This is a genomic window from Bacillus sp. UNC125MFCrub1.1 (assembly GCF_000701305.1).
Taxonomy (GTDB): domain Bacteria; phylum Bacillota; class Bacilli; order Bacillales; family Bacillaceae; genus Bacillus; species Bacillus altitudinis.
Map to the genome: position 1 here is coordinate 249,380 of NZ_JNIG01000009.1, position 22,268 is coordinate 271,647.

Here is a 22,268-nt window from a genome sequence, read left to right on the forward strand (position 1 = left end):
CCCTGCTCGTCTCTTTTTTTCATCATAAAACATAGGGGAGAAGATGACAACATCATGTATTGGTCAGTAAGACTGCTTCCATGTCGTTGATATACTCCCTTAAATGATGGGCAATATCACGATTGATTTCGCCATTTTCATATAAGGTTTGGATTTCATTACGAATCGTCTGTACGGCTTGGAAGTTAAGCTCTTTCTTCTTCCGGTCAAACGTACGATCCTTTTGCTGAAAGAAAGAAGGACCATGTTCACAGCGGAATATCACTTGATTGTAAAACCCAATGACTTGATGACACGTTTGTTGATTGTCTTCGGTCATATGGTGCTTAATAGAATCCACCGCAGCTTCAGCCGTTTTCTTACGGATTTGTTTATACGATTCCTCGTTTTCTAATATGCCGCTTGAAATACGCTGATTCGGACGCCATAGTTGAAGCCATTGTAGTAAGCGCAGAAACTTCACTTTTGAGAAACGAATTTTAAAGGAGTTGGAATAGAGCATTTCCAACTCATGAAATCTCTCTTGCAGCTCATACGCTTCTTCTTTGTCGATTTTCTCTTCCTCGATCAACTGCTGAAGTTTCATCTGTTCTGCTTTAATGCCGTGCAGTCTGATTTTTCTCTCTTGTTTTCTCATACCAAACTGGTACGGTTCCCGCTGAATATTTCTCAGCTTCATTCGGTAATCATTGATGAGTGCAAGGGAGACTTCTCGATTGTCTTCATTCATTCCTTCTTTTAGAGTTTTAATGGCACTTCTCAGCAGCTTCCGTTTCGCGTGCTGAATCTTTGTATCTAAGTCCACATCCACTTGCTTATCTTTTTTCTCCGATAAAATAGGCAGCAGCACACTCGCTAAAATGAGTGTACATAAAATGACGCCTGCTGCGAGGAAAATAATTAAATGACGCTCAGGAAATGGTGATCCGTCTGCAAGCGTAAATGGGATGGAGAAAGCACCTGCTAATGTAACAGCACCACGAACACCAGAGAATGTCATCAGCATGGAAGCACGCAGCTTCGGTTTTTTCGCGTTCTTCTTTTTCGATACACTCCAGTTTCCTGCCCAGAACAGCCATACCCATAGGAATCTGAGAATCATCAGACAGAATGTAATGATTAAAATGTAACTGATGACCTGCATATTATTAAAGGCTTCATCTTGGAAAATGACGGTCGATACATCAGGAATTTGTAACCCAAGTAAAACGAAAACAAGGCCATTTAAAATAAATAAAATAATATTCCACGTGTTTGAAGAAGCAATTTGCAGTTTTGCTAAATTCGCTTCCATTCGGTCTTGCTCGATGGCATGTGTCACACCACCGGCAACAACGGCTAAAATGCCGGATACGCCAATTTCTTCCGCTGCTAAATAAATCACAAACGGCGTGAGGATTTGCAGGATGATGTGCATTGTGACATCGTCCATGCCTAAACGGCGGAGAAAGTAGCGAAAACGAATGATAAAAAACGACAGAATAAATCCAGTCAATAATCCGCCAGCAGCAATAAGAACAAAGCTAAAGGATGCCTCTGCAATGGAAAATGCCCCTGTAACCGTTGCTGCAATAGCAAATTTAAAGGCAACAAGTCCTGACGCATCGTTCATCAGCCCTTCGCCTTCCAGCAGTCTCATGATCCCCTTTGGCATATTCACACGGCTGGAAAGTGCACTTACAGCAACCACATCTGTCGGTGATAAAATCGCTGCAAGCGCAAATGCAGCTGGAAGTGGTATGCTTGGAATCATCCAATGGATGGTATATCCCGCGACAATGACTGTCGCAAATACGAGCCCTAAAGCTAATAGAAGAATGGGCGCTCTTAATTTCCACAGCTCGTCCCTTGGGGTACGCTTCCCATCATTAAATAACAGTGGTGCAATGAATAAAACGAAGAATAGCTCAGGATTTAAAGAAATATGTAAACCTGAAGGAAAAGCTGCGACCAATATCCCTAAACCCACTTGGATTAATGGAACTGGAATAAAGGGCAGAAAACGATTGATAATATTAGATGATGCAATGAGTGCTAGTAGTACGAGCACTGCCAAAAAAATCTCCACTAGTACATGTCCCTCCCATTTCATTTTTTCCGTCATGTTTTGCTTACATGCAAAGATGTGTTCATTTCTTTCTGATCCATCCGTTCGATCACGAGCGTTTTTTTAGTATCCCGCAAAAAGTGAAACCAACACATAACAATCCATCTAGGCAAAAAAAGACTGAATCTACATATTCAGTCAAATGACAACATTTTCATCTCGTGTATTGTTCCAATGATGAATAAAGAACCTACTTTTATTTTACACGAAAACAGCTTGACCTGCTGACATCAAGCTCGAATAACAAATAAAAAAAGAGCGACATCGCCCTTTTTTCGTTTTACCCTTTATTTAAAAAATAAGACCTTGCGGGAAGCCGCCATTTGAATAAGTAGGAACAAACCCTGCATATGACAAGGATGACAAACAGCAGATATAAAGCAAGCTCTCCTTGCGCTAAGCCGAGTCCGACGAGTAAGCCGCCTAGGGCTGCCCATACTGCGTAAATCTCTGCTTTTAGCACAAGTGGCTTTCGTCCTGCTAATAAATCACGCACAATGCCGCCGCCGCTTCCAGTCAAAATGGCTGCCACAATGACCGCACTGAGCGGGAGCTCTCTTTGTACAGCAAATAATGCGCCTTGAATCGCAAAGGCTGCTAAACCGATCGCATCCGAGAAATTCCCCCACGTGCTCCAGTGCTTGAGCAAAAGCTTTGGAAATAGGAACACGATCGTAATGGATACAAGGGCAATGGTAAACATTTTGCCCTGTGACCATAAAGCAGACACGGGAAGACCAATTAATAGATTCCGAATCGCTCCCCCGCCAAATGCTGTGACAATCCCTAAAATGTACACACCAAGAATATCGTACTCTTCTTCCATTGCGACAATCGCACCACTAATGGCGAATGCCACAATGCCAATAATACTTAACACTTCCCATGCCATTTTCCGCTTATCTCCTTACCATTGTCTGATCATCTAACACTCTCCCCTTAATGTATATCTGACACAAATGAAAAGCAATACAAATTTTCTTTAAATTTTATCTTTTTGCAAAAATAAAAAATAGCCTGCTTAAAAGCAGGCTCAGATTGTTGACAAAGGGCTAAAATGAACTTGATTTTATCCCTTTGTCTTCTTTTCAGCGTGATAGAAAACCTTTGCAGTCTAGGAAGGACGAGTACTGGCGCGGAGCGAATTTGACATTCGTGAGCACCAGCACGCAGGACTGACAAAGAATGCGAGGGTTTGTCTACACGCTGATAGCCTGCTTAAAAGCAGGCTATCTCCTCAATCTTCTTTTGCATTTAAAAGTAGCATACTAATGATGATCAGAATAAATGCAATGAGAGCTAAGAGTGGAATGGTGATAAAACCAAACCAGTTCAGATAATCAACGGAACAAGGAATACCGCTTAGACAAGGGCGAATCGATGCAAAGCCTGGAATCTTTTGTTCCATATAATGATAGATGGAAAAGCAAGCACCAATCCCGGCCAAAGGGAGAACGTAGTACTTCACTTTGACATCGCCACGGAATGTAGCAATTCCAAGTAAAAGCACAAGCGGATACATGAAAATGCGCTGAAACCAGCACATATCACATGGAATAAACTTCTTTACTTCACTTAAATACAAGCTGCTCATCGTCGCCACAATCGAGACGATCCAAGCGCTGTATAAGTAAATCAGTTTATTCTTCATGATTTTTTCCCTTTCAGCTCTTGATCAATTAATTCTTTGATTTCATCATAGTCATAAAAGTTTTGGACTTGTTTATTGTTAATGAAAATAGTTGGTGTTGCATTTACTTTATATTGATTCACCAGCTGATCATCTGTGTTCAGCTGTGGCTGATATGTTTTCTTTGATAGGTTATCTTTCAGCTTGTCCGTATCAATTTTCGTTGTCTTCTTCGCCAATTCGGTGAGCTTTGCTGGCGTTACCCATTCTGCTTCACTATCTGGCTGTGCGTTGTAGACCGCTTCATGAAATGCCCAGAAGTTTTTTGGATCTTCTTTCCACACTTCTTCAGAAGCCAGTGCTGCTAATACCGCACCGTCCCCATGAACAGGCAGTGGTAAGTTAATAAATGAGAAGGATACATCGCCATTATCTATGTAGTCTGCTTTCAATTTTGGGAAAATGTCTGTCTCAAATGATTTACATGATGGACATTTGTAGTCCCCAAACTCGACAACTTGCACTTTTGCCTTTTGATCTCCCATGACAGGCTGTCCTTTAATAGACGGCTTACTGTCGACTGTTTGTGCTTCTTGGCTGTTGTTGTTACCGATCACAACGAAAATACCGATGAGAAGAGCTGCAATGATGGTTAATATAACTGCAAACTTGATGGATGAAGATTGATTATTTTTTTTACTCACAAAAGCACCTACCTTATCTTTTTCATTCATTCCTTTACAAAGAAAAAGGATAACAGCTCAGGAAAATGCCATTATCCAACTTCTTCTATTTTAACAAGAGGGGGTCTATTATGAAAGACGCTATTCATGAATTTTTCCTTACAATTTTATTTCATGACCCTCATCGCATTTAAAACAGCCAGAACAGTAACACCAACATCCGAGAAGACGGCTTCCCACATCGTTGCAATACCGAATGCACCAAGTATGAGGAAGACGGCCTTCACCCCAAGAGCAAACGCAATATTCTGCCATACGATGGCTCTCGTTCTTTTAGCGACAGCAATAGCTTCCGCTACCTTCGATGGCTGATCTGTCATAATCACAATATCAGCCGCTTCAACTGCTGCATCTGAACCAAGTCCACCCATGGCAATACCTATATCCGCTCTTGCCAAAACCGGCGTATCGTTTATGCCGTCACCAACAAACAATAATTTGTCTTGAGATGCTTTTTTCTCATACAGGTCTTCGATTTTGGCGACTTTATCCTGTGGCAATAATTCAGTGTGAACTTCGTCAATGCCGATCTGCTGTGCGACTGCATTTCCTACTTGCGCAGCATCCCCAGTAAGCATCACGGTTTGAATGCCCGCAGCTTTTAGAGAAGATATCGCTTCAACTGCATCGTCTTTTACTTCATCTGCAATCAAGATCGATCCCGCAAACTCACCGTCTATTGCTAAATACACAACCGTTCCGCTTCGTTTTTCTTTTTCAAAAGCAATGCCCTCTCGTTCCATCAGGCGATGGTTACCTGCCAATACATGGGCTCCGCGAATTGTCGCTTTGATCCCATGACCCGCAATATCCTCGTAAGATTCGATCTGGCTCTCATCAAGAGACGCTCCGTAAGCCGCCTTAATCGATTCCGCAATCGGATGCGAAGAATGCGCTTCTGCCAGCGCTGCAAAAGAAAGCAATTCCTCTTCTGACCATTTCTCATTCGCTGCTTCGATATGAGTGACTGTAAAGTTCCCTTTTGTCAAAGTACCTGTTTTATCAAACACCGCATAGCGGACAGAGTTCAAGGCTTCTAAGTAATTACTGCCTTTCACTAAAATACCTCGTTTTGATGCGGCACCAATCCCGCCAAAGAAACCTAATGGAATGGATACAACGAGAGCACATGGACACGAAATGACAAGAAAGACAAGTGCCCGGTACACCCAATCAGACAATTGAGCTGATGGGATGAGAAGCGGTGGTACAAAGGCAAGCAATAAAGCTAGCACGACCACAGCAGGTGTATAATATTTAGCGAACTTTGTGATAAAGTTTTCTGTGTGCGCTTTACGGCTGCTTGCATTTTCGACTAAATCCAAAATCTTCGTAACCGCTGACTCACTGAGCTCTTTTTGCACTTCAATTTCAAGAATGCCGTTTTGGTTCACAAATCCAGCAAGCACTTCTTTTCCTGCTTCCACATCTCTTGGAACAGACTCCCCAGTTAGTGCAGAGGTATCCACAAGAGAATAACCGTCTATCACGCGTCCATCCAAAGGAATTTTTTCACCTGGTTTAACGACAATACGGTCACCAGCTTTGACTTCTTCCGGCTTTACCTTTTTTGTTTCTTGCCCCACTTTGAGGTTTGCGTATTCTGGACGGATATTCATTAATTCGCTAATTGATTTTCTAGAGCGGTTCACAGCTGCCCCTTGGAACAGTTCTCCAATTTGGTAAAACAGCATGACTGCCAGTGCCTCAGGATACTGCTGAATCACAAAAGCACCAACTGTAGCTATGGTCATTAAGAAGTTCTCATCAAATACTTGACCGCGCACAATATTTTTCAGTGCTTTCAAGACAACATCTCCGCCAACTAGTAAATACGCGGCGAAAAACATGATGAACTTCAGTAAGCCATTGTCAGGTATAAAATAAGCCGCCGTTCCAATGACTGCACCACCAATTAATTTCAGTACAATCGTTTTTAAATTCTTTGTTCCATGATCGTGATCGTGGTGATGTCCTTCTTCTTTTGGTGATACACTCACATGAGGTTCAATGGACTGAACGGTTTTTTCAATACGCTTTGACATCGTTTCTTGTGCATCAGCATGTGTCACAGTTAATGTACCCGTCGCAAAATTAATTGAGCAAGCTTCCACTCCTTCGAGTTTGCTGACACCTGTTTCAATTTTACGTGCACAGTTTCCACAATCGAGACCGCTTAATACGTATTCATCCTTCATCTTTTTCATGTTCTCACCTTTTTCTATATAAGTAGCCTTCCCTGATTCAATCAAACCTATCAGCTGCTGTAGATATTATATATGAGCACATATTCATATATTGAATTACCCTTATTATATGAGGAGTTCTTACAAACTGTCAATCATTTATAAGCAAATGTTTGAAATTTTTCGTATTCAAGGATGTCACGTGAATTTTCAATAATCCATGCTCATGTCCCCTCTTCGTTGCATAACATAAAAACGATCGCTTGATGGGAATATTTCAGCATTTCTCTTTACAAAAGAAGGACATACGATTAGAATAAGATAAAAGTTTCCTTAAGGAAACAAATTAGCGTTAGAGAATCATTTCATCCTTTAGTCAAAATTATTAAATGTATGCATATATTTTTAGGAAACGCAATTGATGATCGAAAGGGGCCGCAAGAGATGTCAAATGCTTTAACAATCGACCGCCTGTATGTCTCATACCACGGACAGGATGCACTAGAAAACGTCTCTCTTTCCATACAGGAAGGAACAATGACTGGAATCATTGGTCCAAATGGTGCTGGTAAATCGACTTTATTGAAAGCATGTTTGGATTTAATTGAAAAGGATCAAGGCGACATTCGTTTTTTTGAACAACCCTTTAAACAAGTGAGAAAACAGATCGCCTATGTACCGCAAAGAAATGATCTAGACTGGACGTTTCCTATCCATGTACTGGATACCGTACTGCTTGGCACATACCCAAAGCTCGGATTGATCAAACGACCGAAAAAAGAGGACCGTGCCTATGCGTACCATTGCTTAGAAAAGGTCGGGATGCAGGACTTTGCCAAAAGACAGATTGGGGAATTATCCGGCGGTCAGCAGCAGCGTGTCTTCCTTGCGCGAGCACTCGCTCAAAACGCACAGCTCTTTTGTTTAGATGAACCATTTGTCGGAATTGATATGGCAAGTGAAGAAACGATGATCGGCATTTTGAAGGAATTACGAGATGAAGGAAAAACCATTCTGGTCGTCCACCATGACTTAAGTAAAGCCGATGATTACTTCAGCCATCTCGTTCTTCTAAATAAGAAGCTGGTCAAAGCAGGGCCTGTCCATGATATTCTTCGTCCTGAGGTCATGCTCCAAGCATATGAAACACAGCTGCCATTTTTAAAATCAGCAGGAGGAGACGCGTAATGGAATTCTTAACCGGACTTTTTGAATATGCGTTTTTACAAAAAGCGTTATTTACATCCGTGATGGTAGGGATCATCTGCGGCGTCATTGGCTGCTTTATCATATTACGGGGAATGGCTTTGATGGGAGATGCGATTTCACACGCTGTACTTCCAGGTGTCGCCATCTCTTATATGCTCGGCATTAACTTTTTCTTTGGTGCGGTTCTAACTGGTGTACTGACAGCCATCGGCATCGGATATGTCAGTCAAAACAGCCGCATTAAAAATGATTCTGCCATCGGGATCGTATTCACTGCTTTTTTTTCCATTGGGATCATTTTGATTACATTTTTAAAAAGTTCCAGCGATTTATATCATATCTTGTTTGGAAACGTACTAGCCGTTCGTTCATCTGATATGTGGATCACGCTTGGCATCGGCATTTTCATTTTGCTGGCTGTCATTGTTTTCTACAAAGAACTGCTCATTAGTTCATTTGATCCAGTGATTTCTTCGGTTTACGGTTTACCGAATCGCATGATCCATTATTTCCTCATGACCTTATTGACCCTAGTGACCGTGGCGTCTCTGCAAACTGTAGGTATTATTCTTGTTGTTGCAATGCTTATTACACCAGCTGCCACCGCTTATTTACTGACAGACCGGCTATGGATCATGATTTATTTATCTGCTTTTTTTGGAGCAGTTTCAGCCGTCGTAGGACTTGGGCTCAGCTTTACGTATAACTTGTCGTCTGGTGCTTCCATTGTGCTGGTCGCGACCATATTATTCGGCAGTGCCTTTATCTTTTCACCGAAACAAGGGATATTGTGGAGATCCTTAAAATCGAAGCGAAAACGAACACAGTTAAAAAAGGAAGCGTCTATGTAAAAGGAGGACATATATGAAGAAGGTATTAGCAATCCGTTTGACCGCAGTATGTATTGCCCTTTTGGTCATCGCAGGCTGTTCTACTCAGCAAAAAAGTTCCGGAAAAGATGACGGTACATTAAAAGTTGTCACGACCTACTCCATTCTTTATGACATTGTGAAGGAAGTAGGAGGACAGCATGTCTCTATTCACAGCATTGTTCCCATTGGTACAGACCCACATGAATTTGACCCACTACCAAAGGATGTTCAGTATACGACGGATGCAGACCTTGTTCTATCTAACGGCTTGAACCTTGAAACAGGCAATGGCTGGTTTCAAAAACTGCTTGAATCGAGCGGCAAGGACGGGGATGATGCACCTGTAGCCGAGCTGAGTAAAGGCGTCAAAGTGAAGCATTTGTCTTCAAAAGGGCTTGAAAGCCAGCAGGACCCACACGCATGGCTGAATGTCGAGAATGGGATTATTTATGCGCAAAATGCCAGAGATGCGCTCATTCAAGCAGATCCTGAGCATAAAGAGGATTACGAGAAGAATGCTGATACCTATATCAAAAAGCTTCAAACGCTTCACAATGAAGCAAAAGATAAGTTTGATCAGCTGCCAAAAGACAAAAAACTCCTTGTCACAAGCGAAGGGGCATTCAAATATTTTGCGGATGCGTATGGACTGAAAGCCGACTACATTTGGGAGATCAACACAGAAAGTGAAGGAACACCTGGACAAATGAAGCGCATCATTCATTTTGTCAAAGACCATCAAGTTCCTGCCCTTTTTCTTGAAACAAGTGTAGATAAGCGCAGCCTTGAAAGCCTATCTGAGGAAACCGGAGTTCCGATTAAGGGGAAAGTATTTACGGACTCTATTGGCAAAGAAGGTGAAGATGGGGACAGCTACTATAAGATGATGAAATGGAATATTGACACCATTTACAAAGGATTGTCCTCATAGCAAAAAGACAGGTGGAATGAGTCCGCCTGTCTTTTTTGTCAACCTGCTATATTTTCTGGGTGTTTTTTCGGCCAAATGACGTAGCTGATGCTAATGACGAAATCAATGGCTAAGACCATCCCCCACACACTGACAAGCTGCATCAGAGATTCCGTTCGTTCTGGTGCTTGGATGAGATAGGTCAATCCATATAACAGCCCCGCTCCGATGACATAAGAGATGAAATGACGCGTCCAGCCCACCATTTCATACAAAGACCGCTCCTTCCCGTACTTTGGTTTCCCCTTTGGCTTAGGACCACCTGCAAAACGATAAGCAAACTTAGCATCCGCCCATTTCACCATTTGATGTCCAAAGGCCAGACTCACACCAATATAGACAGCCGCAAGCCCGTGAATGACGCTCGCCACAGCCCCTTGCTTTAAATCTATATAAGTAGCCGCAAGAAGGATGAGATCTAAAACCGGGGTACAGACAAGGAAGAAAGCACCCCATTTTTTCTGTTTAAATACATAACGCAGTGTTAAGCCCATAAGAATAAACAGCCAAAAACCAATTTCACATGCCACAATCAATAAACCGACCAATTTCCCCACATCCTTTTTAACACGATTGTATTAAATAAAAAATAACACAACTGTGTTAAAAAAACAATAGCTGTGCTAAAATCAAGGTATGCCAAAAATCGTCGATCACCATAAACAAAAACAAAAGGTCGCTCAAGCTGCTATGAGAGTGATTAAACAAGAGGGATTGGAAAGCGCTTCTGTACGAAAAATAGCCGTTGAAGCTGGCATTTCAGCCGGCTCTATGCGTCATTATTTTTCCACACAGCAAGAATTATTTCTATTCTCCATGAATTTAATTCAGGAAAGAGTGAAGGAGCGAATTGCTAAGCTTCCATTAAACGGTTCAACAGAGGAAAATGTATTCACTTTATTGGAGCAGGTTCTTCCACTAGACGAAGAACGAATATTTGAAATGGAGGTGTGGCAGGCTTTTACAGTCAAGGCACTGACTGAACCAGATTTACAGCCGCTCAATGCAAAGATGTATGACGAGCTTTTTCAAACCGTTCAATTTTGCTTAATGAAATTGAAAGAGGATGAGCTACTGCTAGATCATGTCGATCTTTTATTAGAAACTGAGCGGCTTTATGCGGTCATCAATGGGCTTGCGTTGAATGGAATCGTACAGCCCCATCGTTTACCGCCTCAGCTCATGCGCTCCGTGCTACAGATGCATCTTCAATCCATCACAAAAAAAGACATGCCCTCCTTATAGAGAGCATGTCTTTTTTAATCTTCCATGAAAATACGTTTCGCCTCGTAATAAAGCACCTGCACAAATTTCTTCACATTGATACGTGTGTGCTCTTCTCTTCCACTTGTCTCTTTTGTGAGTTCACTCATTTTTTTACGCACAATGGTAAAATCGAAAAATTTTGATGCATAGTTTTCAAAGGTTGGGTGAGAAAAATCGGTTAACCCGAGCGAGGCGATGTGTTTCAATGATTGGTTGATCGCACGTCTTACCCGCTGTTCCGCTGCTTTTGCTTCTCTTGCGATGTCTGCTGATGTAAAAGGTTCGTTTAATTTATCCTCTGTGATGCCAGTGAAAATTACTTTTAATGAAGGAAAAGAGTCGTGCTGATCGGCATGTAACGCTAAATACTGATCTGTGAAAAGAATCATATCTAGTAAATCCTTAGACCCTTTTTCGCCGACAATCCCAAGCTCCGCCAGCAAAAACTGACCTGCCTCTGCAAGACTTTTCCCACGCTGCTTCGTTTTCGTGGTCTGTCCGCGCTGCTGGAACTGCATGACCGATTTGAGCGAATGCTGAATATTTTCAATTGAGTGCTCTAAATGCAGACGTTCAATCATGAGGTGGAGCACACTTAAGACCTCTACCCGATTGATCGGCTTTGTCACATAATACTCGACACCGAGCGTATATGCCTGGCCGATGAGTTCCTTTGTTTCTACCTGTGACAGCATTAAATATTTCCCATGAAATTCATCCTTGATCGCTCGAATCGTCTCAAGACCGTCCCTTTCCGGCATCAGAAGATCAATACACAAGATATCAATATGCAAATCATTTAAGTAGCTCGCTGTTACTTCAGCACCATCCTCTGCTTCCCCTGCCACAATGCCAAGCTCTTCATCTTCAATGAGCTGTGCCAGTGAAGAACGAACGGCTTCATCATCATCAACAATAAAAAATCTCATCTCCCATTCCCCTCTTTTCTGCTGACTTGATCAATTGGTATCGTTAAAGTGAACATCGTTTGTTGATTTGGGATACTCTTCATTTCAACACTTCCGCCAAGCTTCTCGGCTGTGTCTTTCACATAGGAAAGACCGATGCCGCTTGATGGGTTCCCGGCTTGGTCGTATTTTAAAGTGAAGCCCGGTTTAAAGATCACATGATGGTTACGCTCTTTAATGCCTGGACCGTTGTCACTGATTTGAAAAATTACATCATTCTCTTTCCGCGAAATGGATAGTGATACCTCTCCATTTACTGGAATCGCTTCAACGGCATTGGATACAATGTTATTTAATAAAGATAGAATGGTATACACATGATAAGCAGGGTGCTGTCCTTCTTCATCATAATGAAAAACGATGTGTTTTTTAAGAGATTCCGCGTAATTTTCATGGATACGAATCACAAGTCCAGCGATATGAGCAGGACTTGCATACTCCTGAAAGTTTTCCTCATGAATCAGTTTTGATAAGGCAGAAAAAATTCGCTGATTATCCTTTTTGATTTCGTGTACCTCACCTGCAATTTGCAAAGCTGTTTTTCCGAGTTTTTTCAAATCTAATGATTCCGTATCCTTTGCATGATGCAGAGATTGATACAATTGATATGAAGTAGCTGTAATGTGCTCAGCATGTGCAAGGGTTTTATAAAAATATGTAGATTCCGTATAAAGATTTGACAGCAGCATCAGCAGGTGTTCCTTTTCCTTCTTCATTTGTCGCTCTCTCGCCTGTTCTTCGTATAATCGAATCATCGTATAACAAGCCAACACGAAAAAGCTTCTGAAAATCGCCAATACAAATAGTTGAAACAGCGTTCTCACTGTTAAAATTTCATCAATGGCTCCCCTGAGTGCAATCATTTCGACTACACTTGCACATAGTTCCATGATAATCCCTGTCGCCCCAATGAGCCAAGGCTTATCACGGAAACGTCTGACCTGTAATACATAAAAAAGCGTACCATAGACGACGTAATACAGCAGGGAAGGAAATCTTAAAGAAACGGCCTCTTCCAGCGCTAAGTGGCCTGACACAGCGGTATCAAGAAGCACCCGGAATGCAAACACGGATCCCCCCGCAATGATGCCGCTTGCCCATGCCGGGAATTTTTTCATTTGAAGCAGGATAAAGAAAAAGACAACGGTTCCAAAGCTGACCCGAAAGCTATCCTCAAATGGATAAAATTTCAGCTCTCCCCCAATCGGAGTCAGAACAATGAGCATGATAATTAAATAAGGCTCTGTATTCAACCATTTTTTCAGTAGATTCAAACGCAGTCACATCCCTAATAATTGACGATAGTATACTATGTGAGCTTCAGAAAAACAAACAGTCCATGAAAAAACGCACACCGGACATTTGTCGGTGTGCGCTTCTCATGATGCCGCTTAATCTTCTAAACGATCCTTTTCTAAAAGTGATGCGCCAGCAATACCTGGTTTCGTCATTTCAAAAGGATTTAAGATGATATCAAGCTCTTCCTCTGATAACACATCATTTTGCAGACAAAGCTCACGTACAGATACGCCTGTAAGTATCGCTTCTCTCGCAATTCGTGCAGCAGCTTCATAACCAATATGCGGATTGACCGCCGTCATGACACCAGCACTCTTTTCTACATATTCTTTTAATCTCGATTCATCTGCTTTTAGGTCACGCAAGCAGTTATCGACAAAAGATTCAAATACATTTTTCATCATGCTGAGAGACTGTAGTAAGTTGAATATTAAAACTGGCTCCATGACGTTCAGTTCAAGCTGACCAGCCTCTGATGCAAGACAGATCGTGTGGTCATTTCCAATGACTTGGAATGCCACTTGGTTCATGACCTCAGGCATCACTGGGTTGACTTTCCCTGGCATGATAGATGAACCTGGCTGTCTAGGCGGCAAGTGCAGCTCACCAAAGCCTGCTCTAGGACCTGAAGCCATCAAACGAATATCGTTTGCCATTTTGGACATATTCATCATACATACTTTCAGTGCAGCTGATACTTCTGTATAAGCATCTGTATTTTGCGTAGCATCGACCAAATCTTCTGCTCCAACTAACGGCAATCCGCTAATGTCAGCTAGATAACCAACGACCTGGCGAATATATTTAGGATCAGCATTCAGTCCTGTTCCAACTGCTGTTGCGCCCATATTGACTTCATATAAATGCTGTCTAGACTGCTTGATTCGTTTAATATCACGAGCAAGAACCTTTGCATATGCACTAAACTCTTGACCAAGTCTGATTGGAACAGCGTCCTGAAGATGCGTACGTCCCATTTTGATGACATGATCGAATTCTTGCGCTTTTTCTGTCATGACTTGATGCATGTTTTCCATCGTATAAAGTAGTTTTTCAATCATATTCAATGTTGAAATATGAATCGCTGTTGGGAAAACGTCGTTTGTTGACTGCGACATGTTCACATGCGTGTTTGGACTTAGCTCAGTATAAGCGCCTTTTTCCTTTCCTAGTAGTTCAAGCGCTCTGTTTGCAATGACTTCATTGGCATTCATATTCATTGAAGTGCCAGCTCCGCCTTGAATTGGATCGACAATAAATTGATTGTTCCATTTTCCTTCAATCACTTCATCTGCGGCTTGAACAATTTTTTCTCCAAGACCAGCATATAGTCGCTTTGTATCCATATTTGCAAGTGCGGCTGCCTTTTTGACAATCCCTAATGCTTTGATGAGTTCCTCATGAACATGGTAGCCAGTAATTGGAAAGTTCTCTACTGCACGTAATGTTTGAATTCCATAATACGCTTGAGTGTCTACTTCCTTTTCACCTAGAAAGTCTCGTTCGATACGAACTTGCTTGTCCTGTAGCTTCGTCATTTGAAAAGATCTCCTTTTACGCTGCTTTTGTTTGTTGTTTTAATTCCTCAATATACTTCTTCGATTTCTCTTGATCAAACACTTTTTCCCACTTAGACATGACAATGGCTGCAAGTGAGTTACCAAATACGTTAACAGTTGTACGAACCATGTCAAGGATACGGTCGATCCCAACGATGAAGGCAAGTCCTTCAAGTGGAAGTCCCATTGCTCCAAGTGTTGTGATGACAACAACGATCGATGCACCTGGTACACCAGCCATTCCTTTTGATGTGAGCATTAAGATTAATAGTAACGTAATTTGCTCATAGATGGAAAGAGGCATGCCGTACATTTGTGCAACAAATATGGCGGCAATGGATTGATAGATGGCACTTCCATCTAAGTTAAAGGTATAGCCTGTTGGGATAACGAACGACGTGATCGCTTTCGGGCAGCCGAACTTCTCCATTTTATCCATTAGTCTAGGCAGTACAGCTTCTGAACTTGCTGTTGAGAATGCAAGAATGATTTCTTCTTTTAACACTCTAAATAGTGTAAAGACGCTTGTTCCAGCTAATTTTGCGATAATGCCAAGTACGACAATCACGAAGAATGCCATTGTGCCGTAAACGACAAGTACCAGTTTACCTAGCGGGAGAAGCGCTCCGACCCCGAATTTGATCACCGTCACACTGATGAGCGCGAATACACCAAATGGTGCAAACTTCATCACTTTATTGGTCACCCAGAACATCGCTTCGAGGATGCCCTCAAAAAATCCTAACACTGGTTTTCCTTTGTCTCCAACTGCTGCAATTCCTAATCCGAATAACACTGTAAAGAAGATTGTTGGTAATAGATCACCTTCTGCAATGGATTGGAACACGTTTGTTGGCACAAGATGCACAATCGTTTCAGAGAAACTAGCTTTTTCGGCAGAAGACTTAGATGTCTCTTCATATTTAGAGATATCGCCTTTCTCCATGTTACTCATATCAATTCCTGTACCAGGATGGAAAACGTTTGCTGCAAGCAGTCCAACTGCTAATGCAATCGTTGTCACAATTTCGAAGTAAAGAATCGTTTTCCCACCGAGTCTTCCGATGGTTTTCATATCGCCTACACCTGCAACGGCTACAATCAATGCAGCAATAACAATTGGAAGAACGATCATTTTAATTAAGTGGATGAATATATCGCCAATCGGCGTTAACACATTAATAACGGTTTCATTTTGATAAAATAATGCTCCTACGACAACACCCAAAACAAGTGCGATGAGTATTTGAGAAGCTAACCCTAACTTTTTCATACGTGGACCCCCTTTTTTTGATAACGCTTTCTTTGTTGCCTAATCGCATCTTAACGATGAACCTACAAAAAACGACAAAAAGGAACAAAAAGAAGTGAATTTTTTATGAAAAATCTTTTAAAAGGTGGGTTTTTCCACAAAATTGTTAAAAAAAGACTTCGCTTTTGGCGAAGTCTCAGGTTGTTGAGAAAGAGCTAAAATGAACTTTATTTTAGCTCTTTGTGATAGAAATCCATTGAAGTCTAGAAAGGACGAGCACCGAAGCGCAGGACTTACACCGAATGCGAGGACTTCGCTTCTGATGAAGTCTCATGTTGCATATGATCAGCTGGCGGCTCTTGAAGAGGAGAAAGTTCGACATAAACCGCATAGCCTATCAGTACAATGGCTACATAAATCACAGCACTAAACGTCCACACCCATTTGACATTCAGCTTCATTTTGCCACACCCTCTCTGACAGGTTTCAATCGCTGTAATCTTAGTGCGTTCAGCACAACCGATACAGAACTAAAGGCCATTGCCGCTCCTGCAAGCCATGGTGCCAGGAACCCAAATGCGGCGACTGGTATACCAATACAATTGTAAGCAAGCGCCCAAAATAGATTCTGTTTAATGTTTCTCATCGTTTTTCTGCTAAATTCAAGTGCATCTGCAATGGCATGGAGATCTCCTGTCATGAGCGTAATATCTGCCGCTTCCATGGCAACATCTGTACCTGTTCCGACGGCCATCCCGATATTTGCTGTTGCAAGGGCAGGGGCATCATTGATGCCGTCTCCAACCATCGCCACTTTTTTTCCTTGTTTCTGAAGCGCTACAATATGAGCCGCTTTTTCCTCTGGAAGAACTTCAGCGATGACATGATCTATGCCTGCCTCACTCGCAATCGCTTCTGCTGTGCGTTTGTTATCTCCTGTCATCATCACGACGTGAATCCCTTGCTCTTTGAGACGAGCGACCGCTTGAGAAGAAGACGATTTGATTGTATCAGCAACGGCGACAATACCTGCTGGCTCGCGGTCAATGGCAATGAGCATCGCCGTTTTTCCTTGTTCTTCAAGCTCAGTCACAACTGCTTCTAGTGCTTCGCAGCTGATATGATGTTTCTTTAAGAGCTTCCGTGTGCCAATCAAAAGCTCATGTCCCGCAGCCCTTGCTTCAATTCCATGACCAGGATCTGCTTGAAAAGCTTCTACCTCGACCGCTTGGAGACCCCGGTTCTTCATGCCTTCTGTAATCGCTCTGGCAAGTGGATGCTCTGACTGCTGTTCTGCCGATCCTGCTAACTGAAGCAGCTTATCTTCTGTCCAATTGGCAGACGCAATCACATCTGTAAGACTCGGCTCCCCTTTTGTCACAGTCCCTGTTTTATCTAGCACTACTGTATCTAGTGATTGGGTTATCTCTAAATGCTCTCCGCCTTTAAACAGAATCCCTGATTCAGCTGCACGGCCGCTGCCTGCCATAATAGAGGTCGGTGTAGCAAGGCCAAGAGCACAAGGACATGCAATCACGATCACAGCAATAAACGTCTCAAGTGCCGATGTCACATTTCCTGGATCAACAAAGATATACCAAGTCAGAAAAGTGAGCACAGCCAATCCTACAACAATGGGGACAAATATCCCTGAAATTTGATCTGCCATTCTTTGAATTGGTGCTTTTGAGCCTTGCGCTTGTTCGACGACTCGAATGATTTGTGAAAGAGCCGTTTCTTTTCCTACTTTTGTTGCTTTCACTTTCACAAATCCATTTTTATTGATGGTTGCCCCGATGACTGTATCTCCTGTGGTTTTATCAACTGGCAGACTTTCTCCTGTAATCATCGATTCGTCGATCGCTGTTGTTCCTTCGATGATTTCTCCGTCTACCGGGACTTTTTCACCCGGCTTGACGAACACAAGATCATTCACTTTCACTTCAGAAATAGGAACGGTCATTTCTTTCCCATCTCGCTCTATCACAGCTTCTTTCGCTTGTAAGCCCATCAGTTTTTGAATCGCTTCTGATGATCTCCCTTTCGCTCTTGCTTCCATTAACTTTCCGAGCACAATTAGCGTAATGAGCACAGCACTCGTTTCATAATAGAGGGCCGCTTCATGTGTGCCTTGAACCGCTGATTGAATACTTTCATATAAACTATAGAAAAAAGCAGCCGATGTCCCTAGTGCCACAAGGACATCCATATTGGCACTTTTATTTTTCAACGCTTTATAAGCACCTACATAAAAAGGCCAGCCGACAATGAACTGGACGGGCGCTGCTAATGCGAGCTGAACCCATGGATTCATAAACGCTTCTGGCAACCAAATAAACGATGTGAAAGAAAAATGACTGACCATTGCCCAAAGAAGAGGCAATGACAAAATCATCGAGAACAAAAAGCGTGCCGTTTGTTTCTCAATCGCTGCTTGACGATGGTCTTTTTTCCCTTCCTCCGCATGCTCTTCGGCTGGTTCGGTTAGTGAATATCCAATGGATTTCACAGCCTCTTTTATGTCACTTGGAGATATTTTCCCTGGATGATATGTCACCTGAAGTGACTCAAGCGCAAAGTTCACTGATCCTTGATCAATACCATCCATCCGGTTGACTTTTTTCTCAATTCGGTTTGCACAAGCCGCACATGTCATTCCCTCTATATCAAATTCAGCTTGTTCCATCACCACATCATAGCCAAGAGATTGAATTTTTTGTTTTAGATCCTCTGCTGTGAGTTGTTCTGTTTCATACACAATGTGGGATGTTTCAAGCGCTAAGTTCACACTGGCGGCGTCCACACCTTCCAACCTGTTCAAGCCCTTTTCAATGCGGCCTGCACAGGCGGCGCAAGTCATTCCCGTAATTTGAAAATCAATTTCTTTTTTCATTTATCTCACCTCTCCACATACTCCATGGGGGTATTGTTATTTTTAAAAAAATACGTGCTGTCTTATGCAGCACGTATGCTCATTTTATACGACATCATATCCCTGTTCTTCAATGACATCAGAGATCTGGTGTAACGTGATTTGATCTGAGTGAAAGGAAACCTCCACCTGACCCTTATCTAAATGGACTTTCACAGATTCAACACCTGCTAATTCTCCTACATTTCCTTCGACTGCTTTCACACAATGTCCGCAAGACATGCCTTGCACTTGTAGTGTTGCTTGTTCCACTTCTCATCGCCTCCATCAATCATTTTCTATTTTTACTATACCCTAGTAGGGTATCATTGTAAACATAAATGATCCGCTGTTTGCTACGATTTTGTCAACTTCGTGAAGACATTCATCAACTCTTCAATGGCTTCATCCCCATTACCGCTCTTAATGGCATCTGCTACGCAATGATGTGTATGCTTTTCCATTAATTGAAGACTCACTTTTTTTAAAGCTGCATTGACAGCAGAAATTTGATTCACGACATCTATACAGTAACGATCGTTTTCAATCATTTGCTGAATCCCTCGCACTTGACCTTCCACTCGTTTTAAGCGGTTGATTAATTGCTCTTTTTCCTTCTCGGCTCTAGGCGAAGCGATATGTCTTTCTTCTTGTTCTGTCATCTGATCACCTTTTTTCTATCATACTTGTCTTACATTCCATTAAAGCATATCTTCACCTGAAAAGGCAAAGATATGCTGAGATCACCGTTTGTTTATTCTAGTTTGTCAACTGTTCAATATCTTGCAAAAGGTTGACGGATTGCTGAAGCTGCTTCATGAGGCCTTGCTGATCCTCTAAAATAGCTGCAGCATCGAAGTTGTCCATTTTCAATTGCTGTAAATAGGTTTGAATCTCCTCTGACAGTACTTTATTTTTCTCCATGATTTGTGCATGCAGGTCTTTTGCTATTGATCGGGCTGAGAGTTCATTAAATTCTTGAATGTCTGCTTTCAATGATTCAAGCTGCTGCGTCAAATCTGCTCTTTTGGCAGCATCTTGTACAGCTTCTTCCGCAAGCTGTGGAAAATCCTCTGTGAATTGCTGAATATCCATCACATACTCATTTGCTTCTGTGACATATGTCGTTGTATCGTTCACTTGGTCTAGCAGTCCAGAACATCCACTTAACAAAAACGTACCGGTAAATAGAAACGCCATCACATGTTGTTTCAAGATCCATCATCCTTTCATCTGCTATGTTGAAACCCCTCATTTGTCCAGCTCCCAACCACACAGATGCAAAAAGACCTTAAAAAAAGCCAGACCTTTGCCTCAAGTGTGATAGGCAAAGGTCTGGCTAACATGTTCATGCCGGAATGGCCGAGAAACAACGGATGTTTCTGTAATGACGACCAAACCGTAAAAGCTACTCCCCTTTAGGAAACCGTTCAAATGTTATGTTTATCATATCTAAATGAAGGACAACAGTCAATGAGAAGTAGGCGGAAGATCCTGCTTTTGGTACAGCATATAGTCCGAACCAGTTGATGCATAAATCCGATTACGTCCTTGGCGTTTTGACATATACAAGGCTTGATCTGCCTCAAATAGAAGCGTTTCTAATATAGAGGGATCATTCGCTGTATGGGCGACGCCAAAGCTTGCTGTCACTCTTACTTTTTTCTCATCTGTCTGAAAGAAACTCACTTCAAATGAATGTCTCATTTGTTCCGCAATACGACATGCCTCTTCAAATGAATGATGCGGCAGACAAATGGCGAACTCTTCTCCACCATATCGCCCAAATAAATCATCCATCTTCAAATGCTGCTGACAAATGGACACAACATGACGCAACGCCTCGTCTCCAATGTGATGGCCGTGCGTATCATTGATTTGTTTAAAGAAATCAATATCAAATAGCAGTATTGCGGTATCCTGCGCATCCTCTTCCAATAACATCTGCGTTCGTTCAATAAAGGAAGACCGATTGAAGATATTCGTCAAACCATCAATATATGCTCGGCGCTCCAGCTCTTCCTGCAATAGTCGCTGCTCAGTAACATCACTGATCACAATTTGCCTGCCTTCGACTTCGCCTCTTCTATTAAAAAGAGAAGAAGCAGTGAGATGATAATAGAAGGGCTGCTCTTTTTCCCACATTAAATCATACTGTGAATGATCCTGCGGAGAACGCAGCCACTGTATAAACGCCGGCTCTTTGATGATCCCTGAGAATATATCATCGATTTTATAGCCGATTCCCTTTTTAGCGAGCACAGGAATGATCAATGCAGCCGCAGGGTTATAATCAATCAGTGTTCGGTATCGATCCAATAGAAGAACACCTTCTGACATATGTTCAAACACACGCTCCATCGCAATGGGAGAGAGCTTAAAGAGATGAAAAGACATAATCGCCCATAAGTAGAGTGCGTTGGTTAAAAACATCACCACTGGTACTGGGTCAATGTGAAAGGGCGTGACACCTAATAAATAGATAAAAGAGGTGGTGATCGGTAATAATATCCCAACGAGCAAGATCAGAACCTGTTTCAAATAATCTTTCTTTACACGTAAAAACCAAAGCAGCATAAAAATAGCGAGCATGGAACAACCAAATGTATAGACCCCATGAATGATATACCAATAGCCAATGGTAAAATCAGCCAATAAAAACCCGTCTACTGTATTCATCGTGATGCTTCGGTAAAAGAGTGAATGAAAAGAGTTGGTGAACACCAAAATGGTGGTTAAAATTGGAATCAGCAAGAAGAGAAGCACGCGGCGCTTTGTTACATATTGATGGAAACCAGTAAACTGCAGCACAATCATCAGGCTGAACGGTGCAATGAACGGAAGACCTATGTATTGAAAACTAACCCAGAATGTAATTTCTTGAGGGGTGCGCGCCAATAATTCAAATGTATGTCCAAAAATATAAATCGCAGTTGCTCCAGACATATACATAAACAATTGACAGCCAATATACCGATGGCGATTTGCATGAGCAATGATTGATAATATTACGGACAGAATGCCAGAAACACTCATGATCACAATAAAATGTAAAACAATCGAATCCATGTAAACGCCCCAATTTCAGTTATTTAGAACTAGTCTAATCTTACTATATATGAGGACGTCTCAAATGGGAAGATGTGATTTTGATTTGGTTGGCGGTTTTTTGGAAAGCGTTCGTCATTTTACTAGTCGTGGCGCCTTATCTGTTCATTACTTTTTACTTATTTTATGGATAAAGCATATTGTAGCAAGTGAAATATCTGTACAATGTGGAGATGAATGAAAAGGAG

Annotated in this window: 20 protein-coding genes; 4 read left to right on the top strand and 16 right to left on the bottom strand. The window is 42.0% G+C overall.

Going from position 1 to position 22,268, the window contains the following annotated elements:
• Positions 1–52 precede the first annotated feature (52 nt).
• The 5 genes from N521_RS01475 to N521_RS01495 form a co-directional block, all read right to left on the bottom strand.
• Entirely contained in the window at positions 53–2,068 is a 2,016-nt protein-coding gene (locus tag N521_RS01475) for a Na+/H+ antiporter (RefSeq protein WP_017359242.1), read from the bottom strand.
• Between the two features lie 319 nt (positions 2,069–2,387).
• Positions 2,388–2,999, bottom strand: a complete 612-nt coding sequence (locus N521_RS01480; protein ID WP_007500242.1) for a trimeric intracellular cation channel family protein — start codon at positions 2,997–2,999, stop codon at positions 2,388–2,390.
• Positions 3,000–3,344: 345 nt separating this feature from the next.
• On the bottom strand, positions 3,345–3,758 hold the full coding sequence (locus tag N521_RS01485; RefSeq protein ID WP_007500241.1) for a disulfide oxidoreductase: 414 nt from the start codon (positions 3,756–3,758) through the stop codon (positions 3,345–3,347).
• Positions 3,755–4,441 (bottom strand): DsbA family protein, encoded by a 687-nt coding sequence (locus tag N521_RS01490; protein ID WP_017359241.1) that lies wholly within the window; start codon positions 4,439–4,441, stop codon positions 3,755–3,757. Before N521_RS01490 ends, N521_RS01485 begins: the two co-directional genes overlap by 4 nt.
• A gap of 146 nt (positions 4,442–4,587) precedes the next feature.
• Positions 4,588–6,687 carry a heavy metal translocating P-type ATPase gene (locus N521_RS01495; protein WP_035389398.1) on the bottom strand — a complete coding sequence of 700 codons (2,100 nt, stop codon included), beginning with the start codon at positions 6,685–6,687 and terminating at the stop codon, positions 4,588–4,590.
• Between the two features lie 423 nt (positions 6,688–7,110).
• Between N521_RS01495 and N521_RS01500 the strand changes: the two genes are divergently transcribed.
• Genes N521_RS01500 through N521_RS01510 form a run of 3 tightly spaced genes read left to right on the top strand, consistent with a single transcriptional unit; the run spans position 7,111 to position 9,678 of the window.
• Complete coding sequence (locus N521_RS01500; protein WP_008347622.1) at positions 7,111–7,854, top strand: metal ABC transporter ATP-binding protein; 744 nt, start codon at positions 7,111–7,113, stop codon at positions 7,852–7,854.
• On the top strand, positions 7,854–8,726 hold the full coding sequence (locus tag N521_RS01505) for a metal ABC transporter permease (RefSeq protein ID WP_007500236.1): 873 nt from the start codon (positions 7,854–7,856) through the stop codon (positions 8,724–8,726). Before N521_RS01500 ends, N521_RS01505 begins: the two co-directional genes overlap by 1 nt.
• Positions 8,727–8,739: 13 nt before the next feature.
• Positions 8,740–9,678: a metal ABC transporter substrate-binding protein gene (locus N521_RS01510; protein WP_035389400.1), complete on the top strand. Its 939-nt coding sequence runs from the start codon at positions 8,740–8,742 to the stop codon at positions 9,676–9,678.
• A gap of 38 nt (positions 9,679–9,716) precedes the next feature.
• Here N521_RS01510 and N521_RS01515 read toward each other — a convergent pair whose 3' ends face one another.
• Positions 9,717–10,265, bottom strand: a complete 549-nt coding sequence (locus N521_RS01515) for a hypothetical protein (protein ID WP_035389402.1) — start codon at positions 10,263–10,265, stop codon at positions 9,717–9,719.
• A gap of 88 nt (positions 10,266–10,353) precedes the next feature.
• On the opposite strand from N521_RS01515, the gene N521_RS01520 reads away from it, so the two are divergent.
• Positions 10,354–10,962, top strand: coding sequence for a TetR/AcrR family transcriptional regulator (locus N521_RS01520; RefSeq protein WP_035389404.1), 609 nt, complete (start codon positions 10,354–10,356; stop codon positions 10,960–10,962).
• Between the two features lie 14 nt (positions 10,963–10,976).
• Here N521_RS01520 and N521_RS01525 read toward each other — a convergent pair whose 3' ends face one another.
• The 10 genes from N521_RS01525 to N521_RS01565 all read right to left on the bottom strand — a co-directional run bounded on the left by N521_RS01525 (position 10,977) and on the right by N521_RS01565 (position 22,041).
• Positions 10,977–11,912, bottom strand: a complete 936-nt coding sequence (locus tag N521_RS01525; protein ID WP_017359238.1) for a response regulator — start codon at positions 11,910–11,912, stop codon at positions 10,977–10,979.
• Entirely contained in the window at positions 11,909–13,225 is a 1,317-nt protein-coding gene (locus N521_RS01530; RefSeq protein ID WP_017368058.1) for an ATP-binding protein, read from the bottom strand. Before N521_RS01530 ends, N521_RS01525 begins: the two co-directional genes overlap by 4 nt.
• Before the next feature lie 117 nt (positions 13,226–13,342).
• Entirely contained in the window at positions 13,343–14,788 is a 1,446-nt protein-coding gene (aspA, locus tag N521_RS01535; protein ID WP_007500224.1) for an aspartate ammonia-lyase, read from the bottom strand.
• Between the two features lie 16 nt (positions 14,789–14,804).
• Positions 14,805–16,082, bottom strand: a complete 1,278-nt coding sequence (locus N521_RS01540) for a cation:dicarboxylate symporter family transporter (RefSeq protein ID WP_007500222.1) — start codon at positions 16,080–16,082, stop codon at positions 14,805–14,807.
• Positions 16,083–16,354: 272 nt separating this feature from the next.
• A complete protein-coding gene (locus N521_RS19615; protein ID WP_164998992.1) occupies positions 16,355–16,522 on the bottom strand; it encodes a hypothetical protein in 168 nt (55 codons plus the stop codon).
• Positions 16,519–18,954 carry a heavy metal translocating P-type ATPase gene (locus tag N521_RS01545; protein ID WP_035389406.1) on the bottom strand — a complete coding sequence of 812 codons (2,436 nt, stop codon included), beginning with the start codon at positions 18,952–18,954 and terminating at the stop codon, positions 16,519–16,521. The genes N521_RS19615 and N521_RS01545 overlap by 4 nt, the downstream gene beginning before the upstream one ends.
• An 84-nt stretch (positions 18,955–19,038) precedes the next feature.
• Positions 19,039–19,245: a copper chaperone CopZ gene (copZ, locus tag N521_RS01550; RefSeq protein WP_008347645.1), complete on the bottom strand. Its 207-nt coding sequence runs from the start codon at positions 19,243–19,245 to the stop codon at positions 19,039–19,041.
• A gap of 83 nt (positions 19,246–19,328) precedes the next feature.
• The gene (locus tag N521_RS01555; RefSeq protein ID WP_008347647.1) at positions 19,329–19,634 is read right to left on the bottom strand and encodes a metal-sensing transcriptional repressor; all 306 of its coding nucleotides are present in this window, start codon (positions 19,632–19,634) and stop codon (positions 19,329–19,331) included.
• A gap of 97 nt (positions 19,635–19,731) precedes the next feature.
• A complete protein-coding gene (locus N521_RS01560) occupies positions 19,732–20,187 on the bottom strand; it encodes a DUF6376 family protein (RefSeq protein WP_035389408.1) in 456 nt (151 codons plus the stop codon).
• 255 nt (positions 20,188–20,442) lie between these two features.
• The gene (locus N521_RS01565; protein ID WP_035389410.1) at positions 20,443–22,041 is read right to left on the bottom strand and encodes a histidine kinase N-terminal 7TM domain-containing diguanylate cyclase; all 1,599 of its coding nucleotides are present in this window, start codon (positions 22,039–22,041) and stop codon (positions 20,443–20,445) included.
• Positions 22,042–22,268 lie beyond the last annotated feature (227 nt).

Bases quoted from the DNA above. Each gene is read 5' to 3' on its own strand.
- N521_RS01480 (WP_007500242.1), bottom strand. From the start codon at position 2,999: ATGGCATGGGAAGTGTTAAGTATTATTGGCATTGTGGCATTCGCCATT.
- N521_RS01485 (WP_007500241.1), bottom strand. From the start codon at position 3,758: ATGAAGAATAAACTGATTTACTTATACAGCGCTTGGATCGTCTCGATT.
- N521_RS01495 (WP_035389398.1), bottom strand. From the start codon at position 6,687: ATGAAAAAGATGAAGGATGAATACGTATTAAGCGGTCTCGATTGTGGA.
- N521_RS01500 (WP_008347622.1), top strand. From the start codon at position 7,111: ATGTCAAATGCTTTAACAATCGACCGCCTGTATGTCTCATACCACGGA.
- N521_RS01505 (WP_007500236.1), top strand. From the start codon at position 7,854: ATGGAATTCTTAACCGGACTTTTTGAATATGCGTTTTTACAAAAAGCG.
- N521_RS01510 (WP_035389400.1), top strand. From the start codon at position 8,740: ATGAAGAAGGTATTAGCAATCCGTTTGACCGCAGTATGTATTGCCCTT.
- N521_RS01520 (WP_035389404.1), top strand. From the start codon at position 10,354: ATGCCAAAAATCGTCGATCACCATAAACAAAAACAAAAGGTCGCTCAA.
- N521_RS01525 (WP_017359238.1), bottom strand. From the start codon at position 11,912: ATGAGATTTTTTATTGTTGATGATGATGAAGCCGTTCGTTCTTCACTG.
- aspA (WP_007500224.1), bottom strand. From the start codon at position 14,788: ATGACGAAGCTACAGGACAAGCAAGTTCGTATCGAACGAGACTTTCTA.
- N521_RS01540 (WP_007500222.1), bottom strand. From the start codon at position 16,082: ATGAAAAAGTTAGGGTTAGCTTCTCAAATACTCATCGCACTTGTTTTG.
- N521_RS19615 (WP_164998992.1), bottom strand. From the start codon at position 16,522: ATGAAGCTGAATGTCAAATGGGTGTGGACGTTTAGTGCTGTGATTTAT.
- N521_RS01545 (WP_035389406.1), bottom strand. From the start codon at position 18,954: ATGAAAAAAGAAATTGATTTTCAAATTACGGGAATGACTTGCGCCGCC.
- N521_RS01555 (WP_008347647.1), bottom strand. From the start codon at position 19,634: ATGACAGAACAAGAAGAAAGACATATCGCTTCGCCTAGAGCCGAGAAG.
- N521_RS01565 (WP_035389410.1), bottom strand. From the start codon at position 22,041: ATGGATTCGATTGTTTTACATTTTATTGTGATCATGAGTGTTTCTGGC.